Below are 852 nucleotides of genomic sequence, written 5' to 3'. Positions count from 1 at the left end.
CCAATGCCTCACCGATCGGTGATATGCCACCCGTGCTGCTGGCTCTGGACGCCCAATTGCGTATCCGCGATGCCGCGGGAGTAATCGACATGCCGATCAGTGAGTTCTTTAGCGGTTACCGACAAACCCGCTTACCCCCTGGCGGCTTTATTGAAGCGTTGATTCTGCCGCGCCTGCAGCCAGACAGTTTCTTGCGTATCTACAAATTATCCAAGCGCCTGGATGATGATATCTCGGCGGTGTGTCTGGCGATGCACTTACAGCTGGATCAGGGCCGGATTGTCAGCGCCCGACTGGGTTTTGGTGGTATGGCAGCAACACCGGCACGTGCTTACCAGGCAGAAGCCGCGCTGATCGGCCAGCCCTTAACGCCTGAAGGGATATATGCTGCTCAGATGGCGTTAGCCTCAGACTTTACCCCGCTCAGCGATGTCCGTGCCAGTGCTGAATACCGATTACGCAGCGCCAGCAACTTATTGCTGCGGGCTGCCCTGGAATATCAGGGCCAGTCATCACTGGAGGTGAGTTATCATGCGCACACTGACTGAAGCCCATCCACAACTGGCTGAAAAATCACTCGGCGGTGTAGGAACAACCGTACCTCATGATAGTGCCCGACAGCATGTCATGGGAACGGCACGTTATGTGGATGATATCGCTGAGCCCCAGGGCACTCTCTATGCCGCGGTTATCGGCAGCCGAATCGCCAAAGGGCACATCCGTTCGCTTGATATGACGACCGTTGCGGCGGCACCGGGGGTAGTCGCCCTGCTGACACTGGACGATGTACCCGGCCATACCGATATTGGCCCGGTGTTCCCTGGCGACCCTGTTTTGACCCAAAGCGACATT

The 852-nt window shown here is 57.2% G+C and carries 1 protein-coding gene and 1 pseudogene; both read left to right on the top strand.

The window, feature by feature from the left end; translation table 11 throughout:
* Window positions 1–548, top strand: a 548-nt coding sequence (locus tag LH51_RS18380) for an FAD binding domain-containing protein (protein ID WP_036525090.1), incomplete at its 5' end; no start/stop codon positions are given.
* A pseudogene (locus tag LH51_RS18375) lies at window positions 532–852 on the top strand (xanthine dehydrogenase molybdopterin binding subunit); the annotation flags it as partial. The gene LH51_RS18380 and the pseudogene LH51_RS18375, both read left to right, overlap by 17 nt.

Source organism: Nitrincola sp. A-D6 (assembly GCF_000764495.1).
Taxonomy (GTDB): Bacteria; Pseudomonadota; Gammaproteobacteria; order Pseudomonadales; family Balneatricaceae; genus Nitrincola.
The sequence above is the reverse complement of the archived record's forward strand: the minus strand, read 5'-3'. Positions and strand labels throughout refer to the sequence as shown.